At 59.9% G+C, this 22,492-nt stretch carries 20 protein-coding genes and 3 pseudogenes; 13 read left to right on the top strand and 10 right to left on the bottom strand.

Translation table 11 applies throughout. The annotated features are described in order from the left end of the window. Window positions 1-81: 81 nt before the first annotated feature. Window positions 82-975: a putrescine utilization regulator PtrR gene (gene ptrR / locus AB4N42_RS11100; RefSeq protein WP_198797183.1), complete on the bottom strand. Its 894-nt coding sequence runs from the start codon at window positions 973-975 to the stop codon at window positions 82-84. A gap of 103 nt (window positions 976-1,078) precedes the next feature. On the opposite strand from ptrR, the gene AB4N42_RS11095 reads away from it, so the two are divergent. Then, entirely contained in the window at window positions 1,079-2,251 is a 1,173-nt protein-coding gene (locus tag AB4N42_RS11095; RefSeq protein WP_217860091.1) for an MFS transporter, read from the top strand. On the opposite strand, the gene AB4N42_RS11090 is transcribed toward AB4N42_RS11095, so the two are convergent. Then, entirely contained in the window at window positions 2,252-3,706 is a 1,455-nt protein-coding gene (locus AB4N42_RS11090; RefSeq protein WP_217860092.1) for an NCS1 family nucleobase:cation symporter-1, read from the bottom strand. It lies immediately after the preceding gene. Window positions 3,707-4,113: 407 nt separating this feature from the next. Further along, window positions 4,114-4,950, bottom strand: a complete 837-nt coding sequence (locus AB4N42_RS11085) for a CvfB family protein (RefSeq protein WP_460116178.1) — start codon at window positions 4,948-4,950, stop codon at window positions 4,114-4,116. Window positions 4,951-5,280: 330 nt separating this feature from the next. Between AB4N42_RS11085 and AB4N42_RS11080 the strand changes: the two genes are divergently transcribed. From AB4N42_RS11080 to AB4N42_RS11070, 3 genes are all read left to right on the top strand, one after another. After that, window positions 5,281-5,469: a hypothetical protein gene (locus tag AB4N42_RS11080; protein WP_018607615.1), complete on the top strand. Its 189-nt coding sequence runs from the start codon at window positions 5,281-5,283 to the stop codon at window positions 5,467-5,469. A gap of 197 nt (window positions 5,470-5,666) precedes the next feature. After that, entirely contained in the window at window positions 5,667-6,377 is a 711-nt protein-coding gene (locus AB4N42_RS11075) for a TorF family putative porin (RefSeq protein ID WP_030141148.1), read from the top strand. A gap of 81 nt (window positions 6,378-6,458) precedes the next feature. Then, on the top strand, window positions 6,459-7,325 hold the full coding sequence (locus AB4N42_RS11070; protein ID WP_460116177.1) for a DUF6279 family lipoprotein: 867 nt from the start codon (window positions 6,459-6,461) through the stop codon (window positions 7,323-7,325). 124 nt (window positions 7,326-7,449) lie between these two features. Here the strand turns inward: AB4N42_RS11070 and AB4N42_RS11065 are convergent, their stop codons facing one another. Next, entirely contained in the window at window positions 7,450-7,842 is a 393-nt protein-coding gene (locus tag AB4N42_RS11065; protein WP_030141150.1) for a hypothetical protein, read from the bottom strand. A 188-nt stretch (window positions 7,843-8,030) separates the two neighbouring features. Between AB4N42_RS11065 and AB4N42_RS11060 the strand changes: the two genes are divergently transcribed. Next, window positions 8,031-8,762, top strand: a complete 732-nt coding sequence (locus AB4N42_RS11060; RefSeq protein ID WP_217860094.1) for a DUF899 domain-containing protein — start codon at window positions 8,031-8,033, stop codon at window positions 8,760-8,762. Between the two features lie 195 nt (window positions 8,763-8,957). Here AB4N42_RS11060 and AB4N42_RS11055 read toward each other — a convergent pair whose 3' ends face one another. After that, a complete protein-coding gene (locus AB4N42_RS11055) occupies window positions 8,958-9,215 on the bottom strand; it encodes a BrnA antitoxin family protein (protein ID WP_460116176.1) in 258 nt (85 codons plus the stop codon). Between the two features lie 562 nt (window positions 9,216-9,777). Here AB4N42_RS11055 and AB4N42_RS11050 point away from each other — a divergent pair. From AB4N42_RS11050 to AB4N42_RS11040, 3 genes are all read left to right on the top strand, one after another. Beyond that, window positions 9,778-10,050 carry a hypothetical protein gene (locus tag AB4N42_RS11050; RefSeq protein ID WP_030141153.1) on the top strand — a complete coding sequence of 91 codons (273 nt, stop codon included), beginning with the start codon at window positions 9,778-9,780 and terminating at the stop codon, window positions 10,048-10,050. A 340-nt stretch (window positions 10,051-10,390) separates the two neighbouring features. Further along, window positions 10,391-11,101, top strand: coding sequence for a sulfite exporter TauE/SafE family protein (locus tag AB4N42_RS11045; RefSeq protein ID WP_460116175.1), 711 nt, complete (start codon window positions 10,391-10,393; stop codon window positions 11,099-11,101). 175 nt (window positions 11,102-11,276) lie between these two features. Further along, the gene (locus AB4N42_RS11040; protein WP_030141155.1) at window positions 11,277-11,552 is read left to right on the top strand and encodes a hypothetical protein; all 276 of its coding nucleotides are present in this window, start codon (window positions 11,277-11,279) and stop codon (window positions 11,550-11,552) included. Between the two features lie 225 nt (window positions 11,553-11,777). Here AB4N42_RS11040 and AB4N42_RS11035 read toward each other — a convergent pair. After that, window positions 11,778-13,122, bottom strand: a pseudogene (locus AB4N42_RS11035) (DEAD/DEAH box helicase). Between the two features lie 191 nt (window positions 13,123-13,313). Between AB4N42_RS11035 and AB4N42_RS11030 the strand changes: the two are divergent. Beyond that, window positions 13,314-14,612 carry a mechanosensitive ion channel family protein gene (locus AB4N42_RS11030; RefSeq protein ID WP_258648100.1) on the top strand — a complete coding sequence of 433 codons (1,299 nt, stop codon included), beginning with the start codon at window positions 13,314-13,316 and terminating at the stop codon, window positions 14,610-14,612. Between the two features lie 110 nt (window positions 14,613-14,722). Here the strand turns inward: AB4N42_RS11030 and AB4N42_RS11025 are convergent, their stop codons facing one another. The 3 genes and pseudogenes from AB4N42_RS11025 to AB4N42_RS11015 form a co-directional block, all read right to left on the bottom strand. Next, window positions 14,723-15,589 carry a carboxylate/amino acid/amine transporter gene (locus AB4N42_RS11025; protein WP_323154361.1) on the bottom strand — a complete coding sequence of 289 codons (867 nt, stop codon included), beginning with the start codon at window positions 15,587-15,589 and terminating at the stop codon, window positions 14,723-14,725. A gap of 342 nt (window positions 15,590-15,931) precedes the next feature. Further along, a pseudogene (locus tag AB4N42_RS11020) lies at window positions 15,932-16,533 on the bottom strand (FMN-dependent NADH-azoreductase). A gap of 150 nt (window positions 16,534-16,683) precedes the next feature. Next, a pseudogene (locus AB4N42_RS11015) lies at window positions 16,684-16,999 on the bottom strand (3-phosphoglycerate kinase). Between the two features lie 50 nt (window positions 17,000-17,049). On the opposite strand from AB4N42_RS11015, the gene AB4N42_RS11010 reads away from it, so the two are divergent. The 4 genes from AB4N42_RS11010 (at window position 17,050) to AB4N42_RS10995 (ending at window position 21,267) form a co-directional block, all read left to right on the top strand. After that, entirely contained in the window at window positions 17,050-17,973 is a 924-nt protein-coding gene (locus AB4N42_RS11010) for a LysR family transcriptional regulator (RefSeq protein ID WP_030141161.1), read from the top strand. A 14-nt stretch (window positions 17,974-17,987) separates the two neighbouring features. Next, window positions 17,988-18,791: an alpha/beta fold hydrolase gene (locus AB4N42_RS11005; RefSeq protein WP_460116174.1), complete on the top strand. Its 804-nt coding sequence runs from the start codon at window positions 17,988-17,990 to the stop codon at window positions 18,789-18,791. Between the two features lie 4 nt (window positions 18,792-18,795). Further along, entirely contained in the window at window positions 18,796-19,350 is a 555-nt protein-coding gene (locus AB4N42_RS11000; protein WP_030141163.1) for a peptidylprolyl isomerase, read from the top strand. Window positions 19,351-19,434: 84 nt separating this feature from the next. Further along, the gene (locus AB4N42_RS10995; protein ID WP_030141164.1) at window positions 19,435-21,267 is read left to right on the top strand and encodes an ABC transporter ATP-binding protein; all 1,833 of its coding nucleotides are present in this window, start codon (window positions 19,435-19,437) and stop codon (window positions 21,265-21,267) included. Between the two features lie 67 nt (window positions 21,268-21,334). On the opposite strand, the gene AB4N42_RS10990 is transcribed toward AB4N42_RS10995, so the two are convergent. Beyond that, on the bottom strand, window positions 21,335-22,459 hold the full coding sequence (locus tag AB4N42_RS10990) for a GNAT family N-acetyltransferase (RefSeq protein ID WP_460116173.1): 1,125 nt from the start codon (window positions 22,457-22,459) through the stop codon (window positions 21,335-21,337). Between the last annotated feature and the right edge of the window lie 33 nt (window positions 22,460-22,492).

Raw genomic sequence — 22,492 nt, 5'->3', positions numbered from 1 at the left:
AATAGTCCGAAGTCCTGTTCAATGCTCGTTACAGATTGCAATGATCTGTTACTGAATTGATCCAAATCCCAGGTGGTGAGTTCAAGCCGATTGCGCCGGGATCATTGGCGCACGCGGCCAGGCTTGTTGTTGCAATTCAATCCAGGCGTTCAGGTTGGCGCCGACCATGCCTTTGCGCCACATCAACCACGTCGTCGCACTGGCAAACGGCTCGGCCAGCGGATGCACCATGACACGTTCGCGCCCCGGCAGGCTGGCGAGCATCGACTCGGACATCAGCGCCACCCCGGAGCCGGCAATCACACAGGCCAGCATTCCCTGGTATGACTCGATCTCCATCGCCCGGCCCATGGTTGCATGGTCGTGGGCGAACCAGGCTTCCAGGCGCATCCGATAGGAACAGCCACGCCGGAAAGTGAACACCGCACGGCCCTGCACATCCAGCGCACTGCGCACCGGCAGATGATCGGTCTCAGTGATCAACACCAACCGCTCGTCGCACAACGGCACGCCATCCAACCCCGCCAGCTCCAGCGGGCCGTCCACCAGCGCCGCATCGAGGCGATTGGTGAGCAGGCCTTCAAGTAACTCCCCACTCGGTCCCGATTGCACTTGCAGGTTCACCGCCGGATAAGCCCGGTGATAAGCCGCCAGCAGGTCCGGCAAATGCGTCGCCGCCGTGCTGTACATCGTGCCCAGGACAAAATCCCCGGCCGGCTGGCCGCCCTGCACCGCCGCGTGGGCTTCGTCGTGCAAGGCGAACAGCTTGGTCGCATAGTCCAACAGGACTTTTCCCGCAGGCGACAACTGCAATCGCTGACGCTCCCTTAGGAAAAGATCCACGCCCAACTGCTCTTCCAGCTGCTTGAGCCGGGTCGACAGGTTCGACGGCACCCGGTGCAGACGCTCGGCGGCCCGAGTGATGGAACCCTCTTCGGCCACCGCTTGGAAAATACGTAACTGGCTGAACTCCACGACCTTCTCCAAAAACGAACAAGTTGCTCACTATTATTCATTTTTAATGAAAGTCAATCGGTCCTAGCCTGACGGTCAATCACCTCGACGCCGGAGATCGACCATGTCGCCCTTGATTCGCCTGCTCGCCAGCTTCATTGCCCTGATGATGGCCATGGGCATTGGCCGCTTCGCCCTCACACCGCAGTTACCTCATTTGATCGGCGAAGGTCAGGTGGACTTGACCGCCGCCGGTCTGATCGCCGCTGCCAACTACCTCGGTTATCTGCTCGGCGCGCTCGACGCCATGTTCGCCCGCCGTCCGGAACAGGTGCAGCGACGGTTGCTCGGCGGCCTGTGGTTGTGCGTGCTGTTAACCCTGGCGTCGTTCTGGGCCTGGGGCTTCTGGCCGCACCTGGCGTTGCGCTTCGGCACGGGCGTGGCGAGCGCCTGGGTGATGGTGATGATTACTGCCCTGAGCCAACCCTTGGCTGCGGCGACGGGGCGACCACGGCTGGGCGCACTGGTATTCGCCGGACCTGGCTTGGGAATTTTTCTGACAGGCTTGTTGGCCCTTGGCTCGAACCTGTTGGGCCATACATCCGACATCTTGTGGCTGGTATACGCCGGGGCGGCGCTGTTGATGTTGCTGGTGATCCTGCCGGCCCTGCCGAAACCCGTGCCTACGGCCACTGTTGCAGCGCCAACCACCGTGGCCAACCACCGCGGCATCGCCCGGCTCTGCGTGGTTTATGCCTTGTATGGCGTTGGCTATATCATTCCGGCGACCTTCCTGTCGCAGATGGCTTCCGCACAGTTCCACGGGCAATGGCAGGCAGACCTGTTCTGGCCTTGCTTCGGCCTGGCCGCAGCCATCGGCGTGCTGTTGGTGAGCCTGCGCCGGCCCAACCCGAACACCACCAGCCGCTGGTTGATGGCGACCTTGTGGCTGCAAGCTGCTGGCGTCTTTGCCTGCCTGCTGGGCAGCGGCGCGGGATTGGCGCTGGGCGTGATCCTGTGTGGCACGCCATTCCTGGCTTGCATGCAATTGATGGTGTTGCGTTCCCGAGAACTGGCGCCCCATGCCATCCAGCGCAACATCGGTCTGCTGACCGCGTGTTTCGCCATCGGCCAGCTCAGCGGACCGTTGCTGGCGGCGCTGAGCAGCCATTTCAGCGGCGGCTTGCAACCCGCACTGATCATCGCAGGCAGTGGCCTGGTGCTGGCGGGCGGCCTGTTGCTGCGGCCCGCCAACCGAAGCGCGGTCGAACGCTGCGCCCAGACCGTCCTGCGGTGATCAGGCCTGGCCGGCCGGGTTCAGCGATGTGTTCAGCTGTGGGAAAGGTTCGCGTCGCGCCAAGGCGAAATACAACACACCGCCAAGGAAGCAGCCGGTGAACCAGGCAAAGTTGGCCATCGGTTGGAGAAACGGCGTGAACGTGATTGCGACGCCCATCAGCGTCGCCGGGATCAACGCCTTCACCGCTGTCCAGTTGATCCCCCCGTTGTAGTAATAACGTCCAGTCGGGCCGTCGTTGAACAGCGCATCGACGTCGATCTGCTGCTTCTTGATCAGGTAGTAATCCACCAGCAGGATGCCAAACAACGGGCCGATAAACGCCGCCAGCACGTCCAGGGTGTAGTGGATCACTTCAGGGTTGTTGAACAGATTCCACGGCGTGATGAAAATCGAGGCCACCGCCGCAATCATCCCGCCGGCGCGCCAACTGATCTTGCTCGGCGCGACGTTGGCAAAGTCGAAGGCCGGGGACACGAAGTTCGCGACGATGTTGATGCCGATGGTCGCGGTGACGAAGGCAAAGGCGCCCAGCAGGACGGCGACGTTGTTGTCGATGCGCGCCACGGTGGCGATCGGGTCGTGGAGCATTTCTCCAAACACCGGCAACGTGCCGGAAACAATCACCACGGTCACCAGGGAGAACGCCAGGAAATTCACCGGCAGGCCCCAGAAATTTCCACGACGTACGTCGGACATGCTCCGGCAGTACCGACTGAAATCGCCGAAATTCAAGGTCGGACCCGAAAAGTAGGACACCACCAGGGCCGTCGCCACGATCACTTGGCCGAATGCCTGCCAACCGGATAGGGACTTTTCCGCCAGGGTAAAACTGATGTTGCTCCAACCAGCCTTCCAGACAATCCAACCGGCCAACAGGAACATCACGGCATACACCACCGGCCCAGCCCAATCGATGAAACGACGGATCGACTCCATGCCGGTCCAGAACACCAATGCCTGGACGAACCACAGGCTGAGGAAACCGAACCAGCCCAGGTAGGACAAGCCGGCAAAATGAGGTGTCGCGTAGGCTTCCATCGAAGGAAAAAACCGCAGGACTACGATGATCAGCGCACTTGACGCCAGGTACGTCTGGATCCCATACCAGGCCACCGCGATCAGCCCGCGAATCACCGCCGGGATATTCGCCCCGAACACGCCAAATGCCAGCCTGCAAATGACCGGATAAGGCACCGCCGCCTGTTGACTCGGCTTCGCGACCAGATTGGCGATCAATTGCACGATGCAAATCCCGCCGAGCAACGCGATCAGCACCTGCCAACTCGCCAGGCCCAAGGCGAACAGGCTGGCGGCAAACACATAGCCGCCGACGCTGTGCACATCACTCATCCAGAACGCGAAGATGTTGTACCAATTCCATTTCTGCGGCAGCGGGCCCAGGTCTTCGTTATAGAGACGGGGGCTGTAGCCGTTGGGCAATTGCTCGGACATTGCGGGGCTCCTTTTGGGTGCCGCCGTGCCCCCGAGTTTGATTGTCCACCACACTGCGCACGGGAGCCGGCGTGGTTTGTATACGGGTTGCTACGCAGAATGCGTGCCATAGGCGCTGGATACGAGACAAACCGCGCTTTTCAGCGCAGGTAAAAACCGAACGAGCACAACAGAACGCCCACGAACGGGGCGCGGGTGCATGGTTAAGGTGCAAGGAGTTTTGTATACAGCGAAAATTTGTGGCGAGGGGATTTATCCCCGCTGGGCTGCGGAGCAGCCCCAAAAATAACCACTCAATCTGGCAGGTACACCGAGGCGTTCGAATCAGGGCTGCTTCGCAGCCCAGCGGGGATAAATCCCCTCGCCACAGGATGACCTAGCCAACGGTGGTTTGCTCGGCCTAACGATCAAGTCAGCTCAATACGATCAGCATGAATGACAATCTGCCCATTCTTGTACAGCGCACCAATGGCCTTCTTGAAGTTGCCCTTGCTCACGCCAAACAGACTGCTGATCAACACCGGGTCGCTCTTGTCGCTGACCGGCAGCGTGCCGTTGTTTTCACGCAACTTGGCGAGGATCTTCGCGTTGAGGCTGGTGGCCGCTTCCTGACCCACCGGCTGCAAACTCAAGCTGATCTTGCCGTCCGGACGGATCTCCTTGATGAAACCCTTTTCCTGTTTGTAGGCGCGCATGAACTTGAAGATTTCGTTCTTGTGGATCAAGCCCCAGTGCTTGTTATTGATGATCGCCTTGAAGCCCATGTCGGTAGCTTCGGCAACCAGCAAATCAACTTCCTGCCCAGCCGTGTAATTGGCCGGCGTCTTGTCCAGATAACGATCCAACCGCGCGGTGGCGGTGATGCGGCGGGTGTGCTTGTCGAGGTAGACGTGCACCACGCAGTACTCGCCCGCCGTCAGCTGGCGTTTTTCTTCGGAATACGGCAGCAGCAGATCCTTCGGCAGGCCCCAGTCCAGGAACACGCCAATGCTGTTGACTTCAACCACTTTCAGGCTGGCGAATTCCCCAACCTGGACTTTCGGTTTTTCCGTGGTGGCGATCAGTTTGTCGTCGCTGTCCAGATAAATGAAAACATTGAGCCAGTCTTCATCTTCACTGGGAATATCCTTGGGGATATAACGGTTGGGCAGGAGGATTTCACCGTCCGCGCCGCCGTCCAGGTATAAACCGAAGTTGGTGTGTTTAACCACTTGCAAACTGTTGTAGCGCCCGACTAAAGCCATTTCCAAATACCCTCATTGCGTGGGCGGCATTCTACCCGGTTTTGCGGTGCGATTCGTGACGTTGAAGGATCTGACCGCGTAGGCCTTGATTTTCAAGGGTTTTCGCCCTTGACAAAGCCACTCGTCAGACGGCGAAGGGCTCGAGCCGTGCCGCTTCAGCTTTGAATAAAAGGCACGGTTGTTATTTAAAAACAGTGGCTTAGCGGTAATAAACAGGCATGGATCGGTCAATATTCAGGCCTTGCCGAAAATAATCAAAGGGGATATTTGCCAAGCAATTGTCAAGTATTTCCTGTACGATGCCTGGCCCAATTAATTATCCATAGGTTAATGGCCGTCATGCGCGTAAAAGCATCCAACAGCAAAGCAAAGCCAGCTCCAGCCGTTGAAACCAGCGAGTCGATCAACGACCAGATCGCTGCGTTCCTCAAGTCCGGCGGTGAAATCCAGCAGATTGCCAAAGGTGTCAGCGGCCAGACCTTCGGTCCGTCCAAGCAGATCAGCCTGGGCAAGAAGTAATCCCCCGCGTCACCTGGTCCCAAAGCGCTTTGAATCCCGAAGCGCTTGGGCTGGAACCCCTCTCCTTAAATCCATTCCCGCAGAAATCGACGAACGGCCATCGCTGCCGAACATTCGCCGGTATGCTTGCACCTCTCTAGCTCAAGCGTTCCAGCTTGGTTACGGTTCCCTGCTCCTCGCTATTGATGGAGTGAAGCATGCGCATTCCTGTTGTCCTGCTGACGTTCAGCTTGCTCGCTTGCCCCTTTGCCTATGGGCAGGTATTCCAGCGCGAGCTCGGTGACTTCGACCTCAAGCTCGGCACCACCCCCAGCCGCAGCATGGCCCAAGGCCTGGTCACACCGTCGAGCACCGGCTCGTTCCACGGCGGCCTGGACCTGAGCCACGACAGTGGCTGGTACGTCGGACAATGGTCACCCAGTGCCGGCTACTCCGCCGACCTTGAAGTCGATTCCTACATGGGCTTCAAACACCCTTTCGACCAGACCCTGGGCTACGAAGTCGGCCTGATCCACTACAGCTACCCCACCGTCGACACCCTCGACAGCCAGGAATTCTACGGCGGCCTGACCATCCTCGGCAGCCGCTTCGGTGCGGCATTGAGCAACGACCCGGATAAACAGAACAGCACCCTGTTTGCCGACCTCGGTGGCAACGTGCCCTTCGGCATCGGCATCAGCGCCAAATACACCACTCACCAACTCAATACTCCAGTCTCGGTGGAAGATGGTTATGTAGGCAGTTTCAGTGACTGGTCGCTGAAAATTTCCCGTCCGTGGCGGGGCATCGACCTGGACCTGATCTACAGCGACTCAAGCCTCAGCGGTAGCAGCTGCTCGGCGTACTCCGGCCACAACAGCGAATGCGATAGCCTGCTGACCCTGAAGATGGCCCATCCTTTTTACTAAGCGTTACTTATTCAATCGGCTGAACTGCCGCGCGCCTGCCATGCTCAAACAAAGCACCTCCGCTTTCGCAAGGACTCGCTCATGTCGCGCTGGTTAGTACGCACCGCCATGTTCATCGCCCTGCTGCTGACACTCACCGCTTGCAGCCGTGTCGGCCTGGCCTACCGCAACCTCGACCTGATCATTCCCTGGACACTCAACGATTACCTGGAGATCAACGGTCAGCAAAAAGACTGGTTCGACGATCGCCTCAAGGAACACTTGAGCTGGCATTGCACCACGCAATTGCCCGGCTACCTGGATTGGCTCGATCGCCTGAAGACCATGGTGCAGACCAACCAGGTGACTGATGAAGCCTTGCAGCAGCGTACCCGCGAGGCCAAGGCCGCGATCGCCGAGACCGCCCGGGAGATCACACCTTCGGCCATCGAGTTATTGCAGGGCCTGAGCAACGAGCAGGTCGCCGACATGGACGCCGCGTTCGTCAAGGACCAGCGCAAGCGGCAGCGTGAATACCTCAAGCCGACTTTGGAACAGCAGATCAAGGAGCGCGCCGAGCGCATGGAGAAACGCCTCAACGACTGGATCGGCCCGATCAACGACGCACAGCGCCAGCGGGTGATGGCTTGGTCCAACGCCCTAGGCGACCAGAACCAACAATGGATCGCCAACCGCGCCCACTGGCAAAACCAGTTCAGCGAAGCCGTCGCCCAGCGCCACAGCCCCGACTTCCCGAAACGTATCGAGCAACTGCTGGTAAACCGCGAAAGCCTATGGACGCCCGCTTACCGCGAGGCCTACAACAAAACCGAAGCCCAGGCCCGCAGCCTGCTGGTGGACCTGATGGCCAACAGCACTCCGGCGCAGCGTGAACGGTTGTTGCAGAAGATTGATGGGGTGAAGAAGGATTTCAGTGATCTGAAATGCTTGAAGGCAGCACGCTCGTAAAACCACTGTAAATCCAATGTGGGAGCGAGCTTGCTCGCGATAGTGGCTGAACAGGCAACACATCAGTTGAATGTCAGACCGCTATCGCGAGCAAGCTCGCTCCCACAGGGTTCAGCGCAGACCATCAGGCAATCTGCGCCTTAGAAGCCAAATCATCAAAGGTAAACTCATCCAGCGCATCTTCCTGCTCATCCAGCACCTGGCGCGGATGATCATTGCCCGGAATGCTGCTGTCGATCAGGCTCAACAACCGCGAGCCGCGTGGTGTCAGCACAAAATTCTCGCCGTTGCCGCCCTCCTCCTCTGGCCGGGGCTCGATATACCCACGCTCCAACAGTAATTTTTCGTACTCCCCAGCGACCGCTTTCAGATGATCGAGGTTCTCGATTTCCTCGCCCTGAGCCGCCTTTTCCGCCGCGTGCTGCTCCGCATAAGGCCGAGGGGTGAAACTGTGGCCGGCGCCGTTCTGCACTTCGTGGAGCAACCGTTCGATCAAGTCCCAGTTATAAGTCGTCATCCTGGTCCATCCTCTAAAGCTTAAGAGAGAGATGCCTACCTAACGTGTGACCGAAGCGGTTCAGCGCCGTTCAGCCGGGTTTTCGACCGCCCATATCCACAAGCCGACCAACGGTTTGTCGAATCCGCCGCCAGCCAAACGACTAACTTTTGCAATCGTCGGTATATCCATCCCTGAGGAGAAGCCCCATGAACATCGAGCACCATCAGGTCGTCTCGCGTGAAGAATGGCTCGCCGCCCGCCGCGAACACCTGGCCCACGAAAAAGCCTTCACCCGCGAACGAGACAAACTCAGCGCCGAACGCCGCGCCCTGCCCTGGGTAAAAATCGACAAACCCTACCGCTTCCAAGGCCTCCACGGCGAACTGAGCCTCGCCGACCTGTTCGGCGGCCGCAGCCAACTGATCATCTACCACTTCATGTTCGGCCCCGGCTGGACCGAAGGCTGCCAAGGCTGCTCGTTCCTGTCCGACCACATCGACGGCGCCAACCAACACCTGGCCCACCACGACGTCGCCGTGGTGGCCGTGTCCCGCGCGCCCTTCGCTGAATTCCAACCCTTCAAGCGTCGCATGGGCTGGGCCTTCGACTGGGTTTCATCGCATGGCTGCGACTTCAACTATGACTTCGGTGTCAGCTTTAAAACCGAAGACACCGCCGCTGGAATAGCCACCTACAACTACGAAAAAACCGACACCACCGAAGGCGAACTCCCAGGCCTGAGCGTCTTCTATCGCAACGAAGCCGGCGACATCTTCCACACCTACTCCACCTACGCCCGCGGCCTGGACATATTGGTCGGCACCTACAACTACCTCGACCTCACGCCCAAGGGCCGCAATGAAGACGAGATCATGGATTGGGTGCGGCATCATGATAAGTACGAAGAGGCCAAGCCGCGTGGTTGCTGCCACAGCTGATGCGCCAAGCAGCCCAGTCGAGCCCGGTCCCCGTGGCGAGGGAGCTTGCTCCCGCTCGACTGCGCAGCAGTCGCCAGTTTTGCCTTAACCACAGCGCTACGCGAGAGGATTGATCGAATCGGAAGACCTGCGAGCGCCGCTAACAGAATCAATGACAACGGGCGACTTCTCAGTCGCCCGTTGTCATTGATTTGCTCACCGATGATGGCCCTGCTGAGCCTGCATGTATTGCCGAAGAAGCTGATTGATGCGTGTTTGATAACCCGCACCCTGCCCCTTGAACCACTCAACCACATCGGCATCAAGGCGAATAGTCACCGCCTGCTTTACCGGCACACGCAGCTCGGCGCGACGGAAGAAGTCCTCATCCAATTCGGGGATATCGCTGGTATCGATGTCCGCATCATCCAACTTGGCCAAGCGCTCCCAGTCAGTTTTCGATGTTTTCGACATAACGTATGCCTCCTATTTCGTAGCTATCGGGCGGAGGCATGCGGATCTCATCGCCTCGCCGTTCGGTGTAGCCAACCGCGCCAGCCACATACTGATCCGGCCAATGGTTCGACGCGGCGCACCTCTGACCAAAGAGACTACTGTCGAAACCGTCCTTCTGAAATCAGACGCGTCCCCTATAGAAGTACGAAGGATCTCGCTCGAAGGTTGAAACTTCCTACAAATAGACAGATGACAAAACAGCTCGTAGTGGAAGAAACGAGGACTTATCCACATCCCAACGGACACTAAGAGGCCAACCCCTGCGGCTAACGATGCGGATAAGCACAATCTTCAAGCCGAGCACCGCCCCGTGGCGAGGGAGCTTGCTCCCGCTCGACTGCGTAGCAGTCGCTTGCTTTAAGCCGACAAATGCCAGGCCAAACGTCCTACACGAAGCTCGGAAAGCGGTGTCTTGTGGCACTGGACCGGGCCAGCCTATAGTCCCTCGTCGCTCAAAAAGACGACCGGGTTTGGCGACTCGCATCAACAGAGAGGCTCATCAACTTCCGAGGCTCTTGCTATGACCAGATACATGCCCATCACTGGCGTCGACTGCACGCCTGCCACCCTCCTCATCGAAACCGACGCCCCACTCGACGTACTCTTTGAAACCGCCGACTACCGCATCCGCACCGTGACCCAGCTGCTGGAAAACATCGCGTTCCGTTCGGACATCAGCTCCGATACGGTTGTGCTTTCTGATTTTTGCAAGCTGCTGACGATATCGCTGCGCGATGGGTGTGATGTGTTGGATGTGATTGGGAGACGGCTGCGAGCGCAAGCTGCTGAATAACGAAAACGGGCGACCTTCGGGTCGCCGTTTTTCACATGCGCGGAAAGCAAAATGGACTCTGGGTACAGACCAGGTTCTACAAGCACAGCATCAACAGTTGAGCCGTGCGCTATAAAACGAAGACCCAAGCCTTACCCCATACTGATGAAAAGACGTCGATCACCAGGACCGAAGTCAGGAAGAATGGATACCCGAAGAAGGATAAGTAGTTGCCATTCAAATCTGTTTCCTTTTTGCTTGAACGTTGTAGCAGCAGCCGGACTTTGCTTGATCATGCCAGACACGGTCGGGAGAATAGAGGGGGTTGCAGTTGGGAAACGTTGGCCTGTACGAGACAGTAGTGATCGCCGCCGTTGCATTCTTTGCATCCCTGATCGGAGGCGTTTCAGGCTTCGGGACGGGATTGATCCTGCCCATCGCACTGGTGCCTATTGTTGGCGTTGAGAACGTGATCCCCCTAATGGCGGTCGGCATGGTCCTGACTAACGGTAGCCGAGCCTGGGCGTTTTGGCGGGCTATCGAGTGGGTACACGTCAAAAGACTGCTGTGCGCGGGCTTGCCTTGTTGCGCCTTGGGTGCTTACAGCTACACCCTGCTGTCCTCACGATGGATTTGCGTCCTGCTCAGCGGGGTCATGTTTTGCAGCATCTTGTTCCGACGGTTGCGTTCGTCATCCAACCACGCTCTTGGAAGCCTGGGAGAAGGCGTTTGCGGCGCGGGGTTTGGCCTCGTCAATGGGGCAATGACTGGAACTGGTCCAGTACTCAGCACCATCCTCTTGTCGTCGGGGCTATACGGCGCTCCTCTCATTGCAACCGATGCGGTCATCTCTTTGACGATGGGACTGGCCAAGGTAGCCGTATTCGGAGGGTTCCAGCAGCTCGACGCCAAACTGGTGCTGGGCGGGCTTTTGATCGGATTGGCAACCGTACCCGGGGCGTTTGTCGCCCGCCGTTTATTACGCAATGTGACACCGGGCGGGCATTCACTTTTAATGGAGGGCGTGGTTTTCATCGGTGCGGTTATGCTGCTGGTGCGAGGCTTCTACTGATAGGTTTATCGAAGGGATGCGCTTCTCGACTCGCCTGCTGCCGGCGGACAGGCAAAGAAACTGCTGGCGCAACAACCCAAAAGCGGGATTTTCTAAATGGTAAATCAATGAACTTTCCACCCGCCCCCAGCCTCAACCGGATATCCGCCCAACAAAGGAATACGAGGCCCGAGCCATGAAAACCCTCATCAAACTCACTCTCGCCGCCACCCTCGCCTGCGCCCTGCCCGCCTGGGCCACCTGCACGCCTGAAGAAGCCACCCTCAAGCGCGAGCAACTGGCGGACAAGGTCGCCAAGCTCACCGAGCAGGACCCGTCCAAGGCCAAGGAAATGAATGACGAACTGCAAGCCATGGATCTGGGGACTTCCAGCAAGGATCTGCCGGACAAGTGCCAGTTGATCGACAAGCGCCTGCAGGAATTGGAAGAGGCGCAGAAGAAGGCGGAGTGATCGCTGAGTCAGGCATGACCAGCTTTTGTGGCGAGGGGATTTATCCCCGCTGGGCTGAAGCGGCCCTCCCGATTAATCTGACATACCGGGTTGCCAGATTTAGGGCCGCTTCGCGCCCCAGCGGGGATAAATCCCCTCGCCACGGGCGTCGTGTCAGATTCATCTGTGCATAAAAAAACCGGACCCAAGGTCCGGTTTTTTCATGAAGCGCTAACGCCAACTCACTCAGCCGCTCGGCGCCTCTGGCTTGCGGCGCTTGAGCGGGGCCATGCCGTCCTTGCTGACCAGCGACGGGGCGTCGGTCTTCGGGCGGTTGGCGGTCTTGCGTTTGGTCGGGGCCTTGGCGCCGGTTTTTTTCTTGTCGCCCTTGCCGTCGACCTTTTTCTTCTTCACGCCAACGGCCTTGCCCGACGCCTTGACCTTTTTCGGTCCGCCGTACGTGCCTTTGACTTCCTTGATGGTGCGGCGCTCGAAGCTCTGCTTGAGATAGCGCTCGATGCTCGACATCAGGTTCCAGTCGCCGTGGCAGATCAGCGAAATCGCCAGGCCGTCGTTGCCGGCGACGACCGGTACGACCGATGCGGTGCACGTATTCGTCGCCGCTGCGGGGCATGTCGAAGTTGATGACCATGTCCAGGCCATCCACGTCCAGGCCACGGGCAGCGACGTCGGTGGCGACGAGGATTTTCACGCCGCCCTGCTTCAGGCGGTCGATGGCCAGCTTGCGGTCCTTCTGGTCTTTCTCGCCGTGCAGCACGAACGCCTTGTATTCCTGGGCAACGAGGCGACCGTAGATGCGGTCGGCCATGGCCCGGGTGTTGGTGAAGACGATGGCTTTTTCGTAGGTCTCGTTGGCCAGCAACCAGTTCACGATTTGCTCTTTGTGCTGGTTGTGGTCAGCGGTGATGATCTGCTGGCGGGTGGTGGAGTTCAGTTGGCTGACCGCGTTGAGCTGCAAATGCTCAGGGTTATTCAGCACCTTGGCGATCATCTCGCGCAAGCCCGAACCGCCGGTGGTGGCAGAGAACAGCATGGTCTGCTGGCGATTGACGCATTCGTCCACCAGGCGCTGCACGTCTTCGGCAAAGCCCATGTCCAGCATGCGGTCGGCTTCGTCCAGCACCAGCACTTCGACTTCCTTGAGGTCGAGGTTGCCGGCGTTCAATTGCTCGATCATCCGCCCCGGCGTGCCGATCAGGATGTCCGGCACCTTGCGCAGCATGGCGGCCTGGACCTTGAAGTCTTCGCCGCCAGTGATCAGGCCGGACTTGATGAAGGTGAACTGCGAGAAGCGCTCCACTTCCTTCAAGGTCTGCTGGGCCAGTTCACGGGTCGGCAGCAGGATCAGGGTCTTGATGCTGACGCGGATCTTGGCCGGGCCGATCAGGCGGTTGAGGATCGGCAGCACGAACGCGGCGGTCTTGCCGCTGCCGGTTTGCGCCGTCACCCGCAGGTCACGCCCTTGGAGCGCGAGCGGAATAGCCGCTGCCTGCACCGGCGTTGGCTCGACAAATTTAAGCTCGGCCACGGCTTTGAGCAGGCGTTCGTGCAGGGCGAATTGGGAAAACACGGGTGCTACCTCGAAGAAATGCAAAAAAACAGCTGCATAGGGTAACGGTTTCGAGCGCGAAGGCCGAGTTTCTTTGTGCAAACGGCAGCAAATCGACGTGTTTTGATGACTGGATTCACGATCAACGGTCACTTCACGGCGCTTAAATGCTCTAATTCGCCCCATCGCGCTCACAGAAGACCGTCTCACCCATGGATATCAAACAACTCTGGCTCAACCTCCAGGATTTCTGGGGCGCCCTGGATCAACATCCGCTGCTGCATTCCGGCCTTGCGCTGGCGCTGCTGGTGACGATCGCATTGGTGCTCGGGCGCGTGGCGCGCTACCTGATCCTGCACGGCGCCAAGCTGATCGGCCGGCAACCGGCCCTGCACTGGGTCAACGACCTGCGCCAGAACAAAGTCTTTCATCGCCTGGCGCAGACGACGCCGTCGCTGATCATTCAGTCTGGCCTCCACCTGGTGCCGGGGCTGAGCAAGACCAGCACGGTTTTCCTCGGTAATGTCGCGCTGTCCTTCACCATCCTGTTCATGTTGCTCGCCATCAGTGCCCTGCTCAGCGCCCTGCTGGACGTCTACGCCCGCACCGAACACGCACGCACCCGCTCGATCAAGGGCTATGTGCAACTGACGAAAATGGTGCTGTATGTGTTCGGCGCGATCATCATCGTCGCCACGCTGATCGATCGTTCGCCGCTGTTGCTGCTGTCGGGCCTGGGTGCGATGTCGGCGGTGATCCTCTTGGTCTACAAGGACACGCTGCTGTCGTTCGTTGCCAGCGTGCAGTTGACCAGCAACGACATGCTGCGGGTCGGCGACTGGATCGAGATGCCGCAGGTGGGCGCCGACGGCGATGTGGTGGACATCACGCTGCACACGGTCAAGGTGCAGAACTTCGACAAGACCATCGTCTCGATCCCGACCTGGCGGTTGATGTCCGAGTCGTTCAAGAACTGGCGCGGCATGCAGCAATCCGGCGGACGACGGATCAAGCGCAGCCTGTTCATCGATGCCAGCGGCGTGCGCTTCCTGCATGATGACGAAGAGCAGCGCCTGTCCCAGGTTCGCCTGCTGACCGACTACATGGGCCGCAAACAGGCCGAACTCAAGGCCTGGAACGAAGCCCAGGGCAACGTCGCGGCGATGGCGGCCAACCGCCGGCGCATGACCAACCTGGGCACCTTCCGCGCCTATGCCCTGGCCTATTTGAAAAGCCACCCGGAGATCCAGCCGAACATGACCTGCATGGTGCGCCAGCTACAGACCACCGCACAGGGCATCCCGCTGGAAATCTACTGCTTCACCGGCACCACCGTGTGGGCCGACTACGAGCGCATCCAGGGGGATATCTTCGATTACCTGCTGGCGGTGATGCCGGAGTTCGGCTTGGGCCTGTACCAGCAGCCGAGCGGCACGGATCTGCGGGCGGGGTTGTTGCCGGCGGTGCTGGGGGCGAGTCACCTGCCGGAGCCGCAGAAGCAGGTGGTCTGAAGCCAACCCGATTCCCCTGTGGGAGCGAGCTTGCTCGCGATAGCGGTGTGTCAGAAACATAGATGCTGACTGATAGTGCGCCATCGCGAGCAAGCTCGCTCCCACAGGGGTTAGGGTGAAGGCTGAGGTTGTCGTATCCCCAACCGACTGATCCACACCGCCGCCAGTATCACCGACCCACCCAGTAGCAACCGCCCCAGCGCCTCGTGCTGGTTCCAGATCAGCAGGTTCACCAGCAGCCCCACCGGCACGTGCAGGTTGTTCATCACCGCCAGCGTGCCGCCGTTGACCAGGCAGGCACCTTTGTTCCACCAGTACAGCCCCAACGCGGTGGAGACCAGCCCGAGGAAGACCAGCACGCCCCATTGCAACGGCGCCTCCGGCCAGAAATCAGCCTTGCCGAACAGCAGGAACGCCGGCAACGCCACCATCAGCGCGCCGAGGTAGAAATAACCGAAACGCCGATAATGCGGCAGGTCGCTTGGGTGACGCGCCACCAAGTGCTTGTACAACACCTGCCCGGCCGCATAGGTGAAGTTGGCGAGTTGCAGCAGCAAGAAGCCCATGAAGAAATCCGGGTTGATCCGGTCGTAGCGAATCACCGCCGCGCCGGCCACTGCCACCAGCGCCGCGATCAAGGCCCAGGGATTGAAGCGACGATTGAGGGCGTCTTCGATCAAGGTCACGTGCAGCGGCGTAAGGATGGTAAACAGCAGCACTTCCGGCACGGTCAGCACTCGGAAACTCAGATAGAGGCAGACGTAGGTCACGCCAAACTGCAGAGCGCCAATCAACAGCATCCCGCGCATGAACGATGGCTCGACCTGACGCCAGCGCGTCAGGGGAATGAACACCAGTCCCGCCAGCACGACGCGCACCAGCACCGCGAAATAACTGTCGACATGCCCCGCCAGGTATTCGCCGATCAGGCTGAAGGAAAATGCCTGGATCAAGGTCACAAAAAGTAGATAGCCCATACCGCTCCTCGTTTTGAATGGCGGCGAAGATAGCGGGTTTTGGTGGTTGTCGCGACTATCTCGACACGCAGGACCCTGTGGGAGCGAGCTTGCTCGCGAAAGCGGAGTATCAGGCAGCTAATGCATCGACTGACACGACGCCTTCGCGAGCAAGCTCGCTCCCACATGGGCATTCAGCGAATGGAAAATTGCAGGCAAAAAAAAGCCCGATCTCGCTAAAGCGTTCAATCGGGCTGATGCACTCAGGAGCAATAAGTGCAAAGGGAGGTTCGATGCGCAAAACGGTTTGAAGGGAAGCGCCGAGTCACTAGACCACTCGGCGATTACCCGAGGATTAACGGCTCAGGCGACCTGGGAAAGCTTGGCGTTGGCCTGGTTCAAACCCTTCTCCTGGAAGTCGCCGCCCAGGTTCATGCCCTCGGCATGGATGAAGGCCACGTCATGGATACCGATGAAACCCATGACCTGGCGCAGGTACGGTTCCTGGTGATCGGAGGCGCCGCCGGCATGTGAATGCCGCCGCGTGCGGTGAGCACAAAGGCGCGTTTACCGGTCAACAAACCCTGGGGGCCGGTGGGGGTGTACTTGAAGGTCACACCGGCACGCAGCACGTGGTCGAGCCAGGCTTTCAAGGTGCTGGGAATCGCGAAGTTGTACATCGGCGCCGCCATCACCAGTACGTCGGCGGCCAGCAGTTCGTCGGTCAGTTGGTTGGAGCGTTCCAGGGAAGCATTTTCGATGTCGTTGCGCTGCTCGGCCGGCTTCATCCAGCCGCCCAGGAGGTTGGCATCCAGGTGCGGTACAGGATTGACGGCCAGGTCGCGAACGGTGATTTCATCGGACGGATGCGCAGCTTTCCATTGGCTGATGAAGGTCTGGGTCAATTGACGGGAAACCGAATCTTGCTGGCGGGCACTGCTTTCGATGATCAGGACGCGGGACATGGCTTGTAGGCTCCATCTGAAAATGTTGTCAGTCGATGGAGTGAAGGTTAAGCGCGATCATATCGATGAAAAAGCGCAAATAATTGCTGCAACACATCGATATTTTCGTTTATAAGCGGAGCAAGCTTTATGGCGCTGCCCCGCCGCCGGTTATTTCGGCTTGCAGGTCAGCTCGATGCGCAGCTTGATGATGTTGCGGTTGAACTTGGCGGTGGCGTTCTTGAACTTGCCGGCTGGCGACTTCGATGTTGCGGGTGCGCGGCGCTTCCGGGCCGTTGCGAAACACCACTTTGCAAGCCGCATCGGTGCTGCCGTAGTTGTTGACCTGGATCGAGCCGATGTCGGCATCGGTGTCGTAGGCGTTGTAGTCGATGCTCAGGCCGTTGAGGTGTTTTTCCACATCGATCGGGTAGGCAAAGGCGGTCAGCGGCAACAGGGCCAGCAGCGCACAACAGATTTTTTTCATTCGGCAGTCTCCACCAAGGGACCGCCAGCTTAGGACAAGAGGAGCTCAATATGAAAGCGCCCCGCGTGACCCTTGATCAATGGCGAACGTTGCAGGCGGTGGTGGACCACGGTGGTTTCGCCCAGGCCGCCGAAGTGCTGCACCGCTCCCAATCCTCGGTGAGCTACACCGTGGCCCGCATGCAGGACCAGCTCGGCGTGCCGCTGCTGCGCATCGATGGACGCAAGGCCGTGCTGACCGAGGCCGGCGGCGTATTGTTGCGCCGCTCGCGGCAACTGGTGAAGCAGGCGAGCCAACTGGAAGACCTGGCCCACCACATGGAGCAAGGTTGGGAAGCGGAGGTGCGCCTGGTGGTCGACGCAGCCTACCCCAGCGCCCGCCTCGTCCGGGCGCTGACGGCATTTATGCCGCAGAGCCGAGGCTGCCGGGTGCGGCTGCGTGAGGAAGTGTTGTCCGGCGTCGAAGAAGTGCTGCTCGAAGGCGTGGCCGACCTGGCCATCAGTGGCTTCAGCATTCCCGGTTACCTGGGCGCGGAATTGAGCGACGTCGAATTCATCGCAGTGGCCCATCCCGAGCACCCCCTGCACCGCCTCAACCGCGAGCTGAACTTCCAGGACCTGGAAAGCCATCTGCAAGTGGTCATCCGCGACTCCGGCCGCCAACAGCCCAGGGACGTCGGCTGGCTTGGTGCCGAACAACGCTGGACCGTCGGCAGCCTCGCCACTGCCGCGACGTTTGTCGGCAGCGGCCTGGGATTCGCCTGGTTGCCCCGGCACATGATCGAACGAGAACTCAAGGAAGGCTTGCTCAAGCGTCTACCCTTGGAACAGGGAGGCAGCCGCAATTCGACCTTCTATCTGTTCTCCAACAAGGAAAAACCCCTGGGCCCGGCCACGCAAATCCTCATCGAACTGCTGCGCACCTTTGACACGGCGCCGTTGGATGCACCGTTTGCCGCCCCTGAACAAGCCTGACAAGGACTTCACCGATGGCCTACTTCGAGCACGAAGGTTGCAACCTGCACTACGAGGAATATGGCCATGGCGCGCCCCTGGTTTTGGTCCACGGGCTGGGTTCCAGCACACGGGACTGGGAAAAGCAGATCCTCGTGCTGTCCGCCCGCTATCGCCTGATCGTGATGGATGTGCGTGGCCACGGTCGCTCCGACAAGCCACGCGAGCGCTACAGCATCGGCGGTTTCAGCGCAGACCTGGGCGCGCTGATCGATCACCTCGACCTGGGCGCCGTGCACCTGGTGGGCTGGTCCATGGGCGGCATGATCTGTTTCCAACTGGCCGTCGACGAACCCGCGCGGGTCAAGAGCCTGTGCATCGTCAACAGTGCCCCCGAGGTCAAGGTCCGCACGCCCGATGATTGCTGGCAATGGTTCAAGCGCTGGAGCCTGATGCGCCTGCTCAGCCTGGAAACCATCGGCAAGGCCCTCGGCGCCAAGCTGTTCCCCAAACCCGAACAGACCGAGCTGCGCCTGGAAATGGCCCGGCGCTGGGCAACGAACGACAAACGTGCTTATCTCGCCAGCTTCGACGCCATTGTCGGCTGGGGCGTACAGGAACGCCTGGCGCAAGTTGCCTGTCCAACCCTCATCATTTGCGCCGATCACGACTACACCCCGGTGGCGCTGAAAGAGGCTTATGTAAAGCTATTGCCTGACGCACGACTGGCAGTCATCACCGATTCACGGCACGCTACGCCGCTGGATCAACCTGAACGCTTCAACCAGACCCTGCTTGAATTCTTGACCGCTATCGATTCCACTACCCAGGATCATTGAACCCATGCTGAAAAAACTCGCCCTCGCCGCCGGCACCGTCCTTTTTGCTGCCAACCTGATGGCCGCGCCTGCGCCGCATGTCTTGCTGGACACCACCAACGGCCAGATCGAAATCGAACTGGACCCGGTGAAGGCCCCTATCAGTACCAAGAACTTCCTTGAGTACGTCGACAGCGGCTTCTACAACAACACGATTTTCCACCGTGTGATTCCGGGATTCATGGCCCAGGGCGGCGGTTTCACCCAGCAGATGCAACAGAAAGACACCAAGGCGCCGATCAAGAACGAAGCCAGCAACGGGCTGCATAACGTGCGCGGCACCTTGTCGATGGCCCGCACCTCCAACCCGGATTCGGCCACCAGCCAGTTCTTCATCAACGTGGCCGACAACGCCTTCCTCGACCCAGGCCGCGACGCCGGCTACGCGGTGTTCGCCAAGGTGGTCAAGGGCATGGACGTGGTGGACATCATCGTCAACTCCCAGACCACCACCAAACAAGGCATGCAAAACGTGCCGATCGACCCTGTGATCATCAAGTCGGCCAAGCGCATCGACTAAACCCGCAGGGCAAGCCTGGGCGGCGTCGGCGATCCCGCGCCGCCCACAGCAAAAGAAGGAGAGCCCTGCCCGGGCTAGGTACCCATGGTTTATCGCCGTTTCGAAAAACTGATCGACATCTTCCGCGACGCTCCGACATCGGCCCCGCCGAACCGCGTCCTGCCCTTCTACACCTATTACCTGAAACAAGTCTGGCCCAGCTTCGCCGCGCTGCTGGTGGTTGGCCTGATCGGCGCGCTGATCGAGGTGGCACTGTTCAGCTACCTGAGCCGCATCATCGACCTGACCCAGGCCACGCCCAGCGCCGACTTCTTCAAGGTCCACGGCCTTGAACTGGCGTGGATGGCCGTGGTTGCGCTGGTGTTCAGGCCGATCTTCGTGGCCCTGCATGACCTGCTGGTCCACCAGACCCTAAGCCCGAGCATGACCAGCCTGATCCGCTGGCAGAACCACAGCTACGTGCTCAAGCAGAGCCTCAACTTCTTCCAGAACGATTTCGCCGGGCGCATCGCCCAGCGCATCATGCAGACCGGCAACTCCTTGCGGGACTCGGCGGTGCAGGCCGTGGATGCGTTGTGGCACGTGCTGATCTATGCCATCAGTTCCCTGGTGCTGTTCGCCGAAGCCGATTGGCGCCTGATGATTCCGCTGTTGATGTGGATCGCCGCCTACATCGGCGCGCTTTATTACTTCGTACCACGGGTCAAGGAGCGCTCGGTGGTGTCGTCCGATGCCCGCTCCAAACTCATGGGGCGGATCGTCGATGGCTACACCAACATCACCACCCTGAAGCTGTTCGCCCACACCAACTTCGAACAGCAATACGCCCGCGAAGCCATCGAAGAGCAGACCGAAAAAGCCCAGCTGGCCGGCCGCGTGGTGACCAGCATGGACGTGGTCATCACCAGCATGAACGGCCTGCTGATCGTGGGCACCACGGCCCTGGCGCTGTGGTTGTGGACCCAATCGCTGATCAGCGTCGGCGCGATTGCATTGGCCACCGGCCTGGTGATCCGCATCGTCAACATGTCCGGCTGGATCATGTGGGTGGTCACCGGCATCTTCGAAAACATCGGCATGGTCCAGGACGGCCTGCAGACGATCTCCCAGCCCGTCAGCGTCACTGACCGCGAGCAGGCCAAGCCACTGGCGGTGGCCCAGGGCGAAGTGCGTTTCGAGCATGTGGATTTCCACTACGGCAAGAAAAGCGGCGTGATCGGCGACCTGAACCTGGTGATCAAGCCAGGCGAGAAGATCGGCCTGATCGGGCCATCCGGCGCAGGTAAATCGACGTTGGTGAACCTGTTGTTGCGCCTCTATGACGTACAGGGCGGGCGCATCCTCATCGATGGCCAGGACATTGCCCACGTCGGTCAGGAAAGCCTGCGCGCGCGCATCGGCATGATCACCCAGGACACGTCGCTGCTGCACCGCTCGATCCGCGACAACTTGCTTTACGGCAAGCCCGACGCCACCGACGCGCAACTCTGGGAAGCGGTTCACAAGGCCCGGGCGGATGAGTTCATCCCATTGCTCTCGGACGCCGAAGGCCGCACCGGTTTCGATGCCCACGTCGGCGAGCGCGGCGTGAAGCTCTCCGGCGGCCAGCGCCAGCGCATCGCTATTGCCCGGGTGCTGCTCAAGGATGCGCCGATCCTGATCATGGACGAAGCGACCTCCGCGCTGGACTCGGAAGTCGAGGCGGCCATCCAGGAAAGCCTCGAGACGCTGATGCAAGGCAAGACCGTGATCGCCATCGCCCACCGCCTCTCCACCATCGCCCGGATGGACCGGCTGGTGGTGCTGGAGAAAGGTCGGATCGCCGAGACGGGCAGCCATGCCGAGCTGTTGGCCCAGGGTGGGTTGTATGCGCGGCTGTGGCAGCATCAGACGGGTGGATTTGTCGGGATCGATTGAACCCTGGTTAAGCACAAAACCCCGTGGCGAGGGAGCTTGCTCCCTCGCCACTGGGGCTCAGACAGCCTCAACACTGCCGATAAGGCAGTGCCGTCCTGGCCTCTTCGGCATACGCCATCACGCCCTCGTGTTCGCGCGCCAGAAAATCCGCCACCGCCGCTTTCAGGCCTGGATGACGCAGGTAGTGCCACGAGCGGGTGATCACCGGCTCGAACCCACGAATCAACTTGTGCTCGCCCTGGGCCCCGGCGTCAAAACGTTGCAGGCCATTGGCAATCGCGTAATCCATGCCCTGGTAGAAACACGTCTCGAAATGCAAGCGATCAAACTCCGCCAGGCAACCCCAATAACGCCCATAAAAGCTGTCGCCGCCCACGAGGCTGAACGCCATCGCCACCGGCCGTGAACCTTGCTTGGCCAGCACCACGCGAATGGCCTCGGGCATGCGCTCGGCCAGCAGGCTGAAGAACGCACGGGGCAGATAAGGCGCCTGCCGACGCACCGCGTAGGTGTTGGCGTAACAGGCGTAGACGAAATCCCACTGCGCCTCGTCCAACTGACGGCCTTCCAGCCATTCGAAATCAATGCCCTGCCCCGCCACCTGCTCGCGTTCCTTGCGCATCTGCTTGCGCTTGCGGGAACTGAGCGCATCGAGGAAATCCTGGAAGTCCCGATAGCCGCGATTCTGCCAGTGGTATTGGCAGCCGATCCGCTGCAACCAGCCCTCCTGCCCGGCCAGAGCAGCATCGGTAGAGGCATCGGTGAAATTGATGTGGGCACTGGAAAGCCCTTCGATCTCCAGATAGCCCGGCAAGCTGCCCAGCAACTCCAGGCCATCCTCAGCACGCGCCGTCAACAGTCGCGGGCCACTGACCGGACTGAACGGCACCGCCGTCAGCAGCTTGGGGTAATAGTCGATGCCGGCCCGGGCGCAAGCATCGGCCCAGCCGTGATCGAACACGTACTCGCCATAAGAGTGCCATTTGCGATAGCTGGGCAACGCCGCCAGCAGCCGCCCTTCCTCGATGTGCAGCAAGTGCTCGGGCTGCCACCCGGTATGCGAGCCCAGGCTGGCGCTGTCTTCCAGGGCGGTGAGAAAAGCGTGGCGCAGGAAGGGTTGGTTGACGGGCACCAACGCGTCCCATTCTTGCGGTGAGATGGCGGACAGGCTGTCCAAGACGTGAAGCGGCATGCGGTTCCCCGGGATCCAGACGACGGATTGCGC

The organism is Pseudomonas sp. H2_D02 (genome assembly GCF_054677635.1).
This window is presented reverse-complemented; position numbering and strand designations above follow the sequence as displayed.

Coding starts and splice junctions, on each gene's coding strand:
- AB4N42_RS11095 (WP_217860091.1), top strand. CDS start 1,079: ATGTCGCCCTTGATTCGCCTGCTCGCCAGCTTCATTGCCCTGATGATG.
- AB4N42_RS11090 (WP_217860092.1), bottom strand. CDS start 3,706: ATGTCCGAGCAATTGCCCAACGGCTACAGCCCCCGTCTCTATAACGAA.
- AB4N42_RS11085 (WP_460116178.1), bottom strand. CDS start 4,950: ATGGCTTTAGTCGGGCGCTACAACAGTTTGCAAGTGGTTAAACACACC.
- AB4N42_RS11080 (WP_018607615.1), top strand. CDS start 5,281: ATGGCCGTCATGCGCGTAAAAGCATCCAACAGCAAAGCAAAGCCAGCT.
- AB4N42_RS11075 (WP_030141148.1), top strand. CDS start 5,667: ATGCGCATTCCTGTTGTCCTGCTGACGTTCAGCTTGCTCGCTTGCCCC.
- AB4N42_RS11070 (WP_460116177.1), top strand. CDS start 6,459: ATGTCGCGCTGGTTAGTACGCACCGCCATGTTCATCGCCCTGCTGCTG.
- AB4N42_RS11065 (WP_030141150.1), bottom strand. CDS start 7,842: ATGACGACTTATAACTGGGACTTGATCGAACGGTTGCTCCACGAAGTG.
- AB4N42_RS11060 (WP_217860094.1), top strand. CDS start 8,031: ATGAACATCGAGCACCATCAGGTCGTCTCGCGTGAAGAATGGCTCGCC.
- AB4N42_RS11055 (WP_460116176.1), bottom strand. CDS start 9,215: ATGTCGAAAACATCGAAAACTGACTGGGAGCGCTTGGCCAAGTTGGAT.
- AB4N42_RS11050 (WP_030141153.1), top strand. CDS start 9,778: ATGACCAGATACATGCCCATCACTGGCGTCGACTGCACGCCTGCCACC.
- AB4N42_RS11040 (WP_030141155.1), top strand. CDS start 11,277: ATGAAAACCCTCATCAAACTCACTCTCGCCGCCACCCTCGCCTGCGCC.
- AB4N42_RS11030 (WP_258648100.1), top strand. CDS start 13,314: ATGGATATCAAACAACTCTGGCTCAACCTCCAGGATTTCTGGGGCGCC.
- AB4N42_RS11025 (WP_323154361.1), bottom strand. CDS start 15,589: ATGGGCTATCTACTTTTTGTGACCTTGATCCAGGCATTTTCCTTCAGC.
- AB4N42_RS11010 (WP_030141161.1), top strand. CDS start 17,050: ATGAAAGCGCCCCGCGTGACCCTTGATCAATGGCGAACGTTGCAGGCG.
- AB4N42_RS11005 (WP_460116174.1), top strand. CDS start 17,988: ATGGCCTACTTCGAGCACGAAGGTTGCAACCTGCACTACGAGGAATAT.
- AB4N42_RS11000 (WP_030141163.1), top strand. CDS start 18,796: ATGCTGAAAAAACTCGCCCTCGCCGCCGGCACCGTCCTTTTTGCTGCC.
- AB4N42_RS10995 (WP_030141164.1), top strand. CDS start 19,435: ATGGTTTATCGCCGTTTCGAAAAACTGATCGACATCTTCCGCGACGCT.
- AB4N42_RS10990 (WP_460116173.1), bottom strand. CDS start 22,459: ATGCCGCTTCACGTCTTGGACAGCCTGTCCGCCATCTCACCGCAAGAA.